5 protein-coding genes and 2 pseudogenes are annotated in these 6,019 nt (G+C 48.9%); 1 reads left to right on the forward strand and 6 read right to left on the reverse strand.

Going from position 1 to position 6,019, the window contains the following annotated elements; translation table 11 throughout:
- Positions 1 to 9 precede the first annotated feature (9 nt).
- A pseudogene (locus tag HUX64_RS19755) lies at positions 10 to 397 on the reverse strand (transposase); the annotation flags it as partial.
- A gap of 163 nt (positions 398 to 560) precedes the next feature.
- Between HUX64_RS19755 and HUX64_RS12495 the strand changes: the two are divergent.
- Complete coding sequence (locus tag HUX64_RS12495) at positions 561 to 1,253, forward strand: phosphatase PAP2 family protein (protein ID WP_174626559.1); 693 nt, start codon at positions 561 to 563, stop codon at positions 1,251 to 1,253.
- A 97-nt stretch (positions 1,254 to 1,350) separates the two neighbouring features.
- On the opposite strand, the gene HUX64_RS19270 is transcribed toward HUX64_RS12495, so the two are convergent.
- The 5 genes and pseudogenes from HUX64_RS19270 to HUX64_RS20465 form a co-directional block, all read right to left on the reverse strand.
- Positions 1,351 to 1,962: a hypothetical protein gene (locus HUX64_RS19270; RefSeq protein WP_217426525.1), complete on the reverse strand. Its 612-nt coding sequence runs from the start codon at positions 1,960 to 1,962 to the stop codon at positions 1,351 to 1,353.
- Positions 1,916 to 2,104: a hypothetical protein gene (locus tag HUX64_RS12505; protein WP_174626560.1), complete on the reverse strand. Its 189-nt coding sequence runs from the start codon at positions 2,102 to 2,104 to the stop codon at positions 1,916 to 1,918. Before HUX64_RS12505 ends, HUX64_RS19270 begins: the two co-directional genes overlap by 47 nt.
- 118 nt (positions 2,105 to 2,222) lie before the next feature.
- Positions 2,223 to 5,171, reverse strand: a pseudogene (locus tag HUX64_RS12510) (Tn3 family transposase).
- 7 nt (positions 5,172 to 5,178) lie between these two features.
- Positions 5,179 to 5,766, reverse strand: a complete 588-nt coding sequence (locus HUX64_RS12515; protein ID WP_174626561.1) for a recombinase family protein — start codon at positions 5,764 to 5,766, stop codon at positions 5,179 to 5,181.
- Positions 5,767 to 5,896: 130 nt separating this feature from the next.
- Positions 5,897 to 6,010 carry a helix-turn-helix domain-containing protein gene (locus HUX64_RS20465; protein WP_425484264.1) on the reverse strand — a complete coding sequence of 38 codons (114 nt, stop codon included), beginning with the start codon at positions 6,008 to 6,010 and terminating at the stop codon, positions 5,897 to 5,899.
- Positions 6,011 to 6,019: the final 9 nt, after the last annotated feature.

Genomic DNA, 6,019 nt, shown 5'->3' on the forward strand with positions numbered 1-6,019 from the left:
ATAGTTCCAGTCCTGGTAATCCCGCTTGAGCCGGCTGATCGTGGCCGCTGACAAGCCTGGCGCATCCGGCCCCAACAGGTGCTTTAGCGTTTCCGGAAAATCCCCCCGTCGAAATCCCTCCGCAAATAAAGCCAGGGCAGAAATCCTCAATGTTCCGGGTGCGCTTCAAATAAGGCGGCACCAGGCTGCTATTAAACTTGATGCCCGATCCGGAACGGTCCCGCACTTTCGGCACTTTGATTTAAATATCGCCGAGTCCTATTTGAATCGAACGCTCAGGCAGATAACCGTTCCTGACCACGGCCGCCAGCAGTTTACGAGCCCCTTCGCGAAGCACTTCCTGCCAAGGATCATTCCGTTCTGGCTTATTCAGAGTAATAACATTACTATTTGTCATGGCGGTGTTTTCCTTATGTTGGTGCTGGATCTGGGGATATCTTTACCAAAAGATTACACCGCTTTTCTCTCTAGGTCATACACCAGAAATGATCATACCTCAGTCTTTTTTTAGGGGAACTGAGTTTAATTTAACCGATTTTTTTTGAAAAGAAATAGTAAATATGACTAATTTTGATCTTAACATTATTACCTATATTAATAAGTTTTCGCACAATTCATGGGTATTTGATAAGGCCGTTTCATTTTTGTCTGGCTGTCACTTGTTAAAAGGGGGGTTATTTGTAACTATTATATGGTGGGCATGGTATAAAAATGATGAACGACAATCACATAATCGCGAGCATTTAATTGCAACACTGCTTTGTTTCATTTTTGCGTTATTGCTTGGTAGAATTTTGGCGTTAACCTTGCCATTTCGTTTCAGGCCATTACACGAGAAAAACCTAGTTTTCTCCATTCCATATGGAATGGAGAAAACTACCCTCGAAGATTGGAATTCATTCCCAAGTGACCATGCAGTGTTATTTTTTGCTCTATCTACTGGTTTATTATTTTTATATAGGAAAATTGGTGCTTTTACATTTGCATATACCATATTGTTTATCTGTCTTCCAAGAATATATCTAGGATTGCATTACCCCACCGACATTATCGCTGGTGCAGTGATCGGAATGACTATGGCTTCACTGGGAAATATATATCTTGTCCGGAGTAAAATCGTAAAATTGATCAAGAACTGGGCGCTTTCATTCCCCCATTTGTTTTATCCCCTGTTTTTTATTTTATCTTATCAAATTGTTAATATGTTTGAAGATATTAGGTTCATCAGCAATGGGATTTACAAATTATTCTAAAGCGGTCTTATCTAAAATTATTATGTTAGCAACAAATAGAAATGTCCGGTTCTGTAGCAAATGAATTGTCCGCTTTTTCATGCGCCGGGAAGCGGAGTTACGCGACGGCCTTGATTTCTAGCTGCTTATATGTCCCTTGCTCATCATAGACCGCCCACTGCCTGGATCCGTGAAAAATCGCCACTGCACCGTCCTGGTAACGATGCACATGCACTTTGGCTTTGATATAGTGGCACCGGTGCCGCTCGCTGGGAATTTGCAGCGTAAGGCCCTCGAAACGCACGCAGTTGTCTTTGCTGACAGTGCGTTCGAATTGTTCGCATAAGATGTCGTCTAAGCTTCCTCCCAAAAATGGCACGAACGCCGACCCTTCTTCCAGCGGCGGTTGCGCGAACTCGGCGTTGTACGCCAGGCGGTACACGTCCCGAAGATAGCGGTTAGCGGCTTCCATGTCAGCAATGCCGGCCAGCGCCAACTCTTTGGGTAGTCGTCCCTGGTGCGTGGCAAAAGCCCGTTCGGAACGTCCCCGTGCCTCGGGGGAGTAAGCGGCAATCATGCCGATCCCCACTTGTTTCATTGCTCGCCCGAACTGCGTAAGATTAACTTTATCAACTTTGCCGCCCGCTCCCGGCGTGGGGAAGTCAATGGCTGCCTCAATCACTCTAAAAGGCGCTGAACAGGCCGTGCACTTCAATAACTTCCCGCACACCCCGGAAACTGCTTGGCGTGCCTTCTGCCTCGACGAAGAACATCGAGTAATGCTCATTGGTGGCGTCATCCATCGTGACAATCACGTCCCCGTGTTGTCCTAGCACCCATTCCTGTGTGGAACCGTCCTGATGCACCAGCATACCCGGCCAAGGCCTGCGTTCCCGGCGCGTGCGCTGCGTCCCCACGTTTGGCCGCCTTGGGCACCAGCTTCGCTTCTTGGGGTAAAACAAGCAGTTGTGTCATCAGCCGCCATTTCGATTACGGTAAGTCAATCCGTGTGTTCATATCAAGGTCAAATCGCCCGTACGGGTTGATATGCTCCCAAATCAAAGGCGTTAACGCGGCGTAGTCTCGTGTTGTCATCTTGCCCTGCCAGTGTGGCTGCGCTAACAACTTTTGGAGCATTAACGTGTTGATATAAACCATGCAGTTTTGAATGAGATGCAGGGCTAGCATGCTAATCTCGTGGTCTTCCTTGCGATTGCTCGACATTTCACCACGACGAGCAAAGAACACAAAATCAGTTGCACCATTCCATTGTTCAACCACATTGAGGCCTTCATGGATTTCCCGGCGTAAAGATTCTTTATGCAAGTAGCGGCAAAGAAATATAGTCTTAATCGCCTTACCAAGTTCTGCAAATGCTTTGTAAGTCGGATGCTGAACGTTCTTTCGAGTAAAACGCCTTAAGATGGCTTCGGTTTCCGCTGTACGAAGGCGTAGAGCCGTCGTGTATTTAACCATTTGATCGTATTGCTGCCGCACGCAATCCCAATCAATAGGTTTCGTTAAAATTTCTTGCAGATTAGGATAGGCATCAGCCATGCCCATATCTGGCCGACTTAGTTTTTGTAAGTGAATGGCTTTCAGTCTGGGTAATAACTGGAACCCCAATAACCGGCAGAAGGCAAACGCAACCGTGCTTTGGCCATGAGAATCGACATATTGACGGTCAACTTCCATCTCGGTGCAATGATGGATAACGCCTTCGATCATTGATGCCACTTCCGAAGAGGACGGCGATTTGAGTTGCGAATGGATGCACAGTGAATTGCGTTCGACATGCCAGTAAATCATGATGCCGCGTCCACCATAGCGAACATGCCATTGTGTAGTCAGGTTTTGATCCCATGCGCCGAAATGCTAGGAATCAGATGCACAGGCGGTAGTGCCGCTACCCCATACAGCCGGATTACGCGCATATAACGTACCATCGGCGACAATGGCAATTGCGCGCCGCATAGCGTCAACGCCAATGTAACGGCGACGTACATAAGCCAAGTCTCTTGCCGTTGTACCGGAATCGAGTCCGGCCATGCGTTGTAGACCCGCATTGGTGCCAAGACCGTGCAAACATAATAATAAGCGTGGTTGCAACACCGAGCGATCCATCGTTTCATAAGAGGTTGGCGTTTTCAAAACATCTGTAAAACCCAGCCGCAGATCGGTTTCCTTAACCACATCAAGCAAACTTGTCATAGGCCACAAGGCATTCAGTTCAGCTTTGAGCATTGCCAGATTTGGCGGTTCGGGCTGTGCCTCCAACGGTGTTAAGATGATCCAGCCGTTGTTCTTGCTGCTTAATCGGACGAAAGGGTTATTTTTCAGGCCATTGTCGAAAGTGTTCAATGCCTCGCGCATTTCGGCCTGTAAGTTGGCGATGAACTGCTCCGCGTCGAGCGGCAGATTTAACGCTTGATAATAGTTTTCACGGTTCGCATTAAAATCTGTGGGCAGGTCTTCATCGGGGTTGCGGTAACGGTTCGCGCCGACTACCCAAATTTCCTTGCAGCGCAGCCGTTCGCGTAACGCTTCCAGCGCCGCAATTTCATAAGTGATGCGATTTACGCGATCCTGGTCGGCGGAATCCTTATCCATCACGGCTTCACGCCATAAACCGCGCACGACGCCATCGAGCGGCACATTTTTATCTGCTGGAAAGGTATGTGCTTTGGTATCCGAAAAGCGTTTTACTAATTCAAGCGCGTCCATCACCGGACGGTGAAGGTCATTGTTACTCCGAAATTCCAGGGCGCCAAGCAAAGTAGGCACCATGCGGCGATAGTGGCCCTTGTACGAATTACGAATCACGGTGCGTAGCGTAATCCGGTAGGTCGGTCCGGTGGCTTTCCATTCTTTAACCAAATCACGTAGGGTTTGTTCGCCGACTACAGGGAATACTACATCGCGCACCACCCCATCGGGTTGGGCCAGCGTGGCATCTGCCAGTTCGAACAATAGGTTTTGTTTGCCTGAAACACGCTTGAGGTCTTCCAATAATTCCCGTTCGACTTTGCGCTCAGCCCGTGCGCCGATACGATGAATGGTTTCAATCAGCAAGTCCACAAGATCATCGGTCAAACTGCGGGCACGCAAGTAAACGAATGCTGCCAGCCAAGTAATACGTGCGGCATCGGGATGTCTACGTAAATCGCGTGGCACTTCGATAGAAACGCGTTTACGACAACGTTCCAAATCAAGCGGTGAAACCTTATCGAACAAGTCGGCCGGCAAGGCGATATTCCGGATGATTTCTAATTTGGTTAATTCGTCTTGCATGCTGGCAAGGCTGGGGCGGCCAGGATTACCATGCAGCTTCAATAAGAGCGCCGGCGCACTGCCAGTAACATCTTCTTGGTCGCTATTCTCGCTACCGAATTCCTCAGACCGTAACAAGGCATCCAAATTCTCGCGCTGTTTCGGCGAAAGACGCTCATAGACAGCATTATGGAAACGGTCTTCATGAGCACGTAATGCGCTACGTGCAATACGCTCCATTCGATCAGGTGTCGGCGGTTCAATGGAAAGCTCGCGACAGCGTGCTTCCAAGCGAGCAATCATGGATTCGATATCGCCGCCCACTTCGCCGGCAACATGATCGCGTAGCCACTCTGTCAACCTATCCGCATCGGCAACCGTCGCTTCATGAAAACCGAAATGGACTCTAATTTCGGCGCGTAGCCGCTCTGCAGTGCGGCCAGTCAGGATGGCTTCGCCATTTATCGGTGCCGGAACTTCCAACTGCTGACTGAGTAAGACGATGCCTTGCGTTTCGATTTCGGTTTCATCGCGTGGGAACCTACCGCGTTCGCGGAAGAACGTCAGCAGAATAGCAAAGCCTAACCGGTTTGCCCGAGTCTTGGACATGACCAGCGAACGTTCGATGGGTGTCAGTATCCACTGATCTCTATCGCTACTATTGTCCATTGCGCCGTTATGGAGTTAAATTTGAATCAGGCCAGCCGATGCGAACCAAGGTGTCAATCAGCGTGGTTCGCTTGACGCCAAAGTTACGGCACACTGCCGCCTTGGACATACCGCCATTAAGCGCGGTAATAATCGCTTCCAATTTTTCGCCGGTAATGGCCGGAGGGCGTCCGCCAATACGTCCGCGTTTTCTGGCCACCTCAAGACCGGCCACCACTCGTTCTTGAATCAAAGCCCGTTCGTACTGAGCCAAGGCACCAAACACATGAAACAATAATTCACCGGAAGGCGTTGTGGTGTCCATCCCTTCAGTCAGTGAACGGAATGCAACCTGTTTTTCTTTAAGCGTGTTGATAATAGAAAGCAGGTGGGACAAAGAGCGGCCCAGCCTATCCAATTTCCACACGACCAGCACATCGCCCGGTCGCACAAATTCCAGAGTTTGGGTCAGTCCATGACGATCATCTTTAGCTCCGGATGCTCGGTCTTCAAAAAGATGCCGGACATCGACGCCAGCAGCCAGCAACGCATCACGTTGTAAATCCGTGCTTTGCCGGTCCGATTCCGATGAAATGCGCATATAGCCAATTAACATAAACGGAAAACCATAAATTTGATGTTGCCGTATAATATCATTTTACGACAGTGTTTTACGTATATTTATCGGCTGAGTTTAGCAGTGATTTGTGTAATCTTCAACGGTAATTGGCACTAAATTTTCAACGCTATTTGTCACCTGAATGTCGAGCGAGGGTGCGATACACCGTAGGACGCGAAACCGAAAACAACTCCGCCAGGTCGCTGATAGAATACTCGTTGGTGTTATGCATCCGGCGCAGTTCTTTCTG

It is taken from the genome of Candidatus Methylobacter favarea (assembly GCF_902806695.1).
Lineage (GTDB): Bacteria > Pseudomonadota > Gammaproteobacteria > Methylococcales > Methylomonadaceae > Methylobacter_B > Methylobacter_B favarea.

Coding starts and splice junctions, on each gene's coding strand:
- HUX64_RS12495 (WP_174626559.1), top strand. CDS start 561: ATGACTAATTTTGATCTTAACATTATTACCTATATTAATAAGTTTTCG.
- HUX64_RS12505 (WP_174626560.1), bottom strand. CDS start 2,104: ATGCTGGTGCATCAGGACGGTTCCACACAGGAATGGGTGCTAGGACAA.
- HUX64_RS12515 (WP_174626561.1), bottom strand. CDS start 5,766: ATGTTAATTGGCTATATGCGCATTTCATCGGAATCGGACCGGCAAAGC.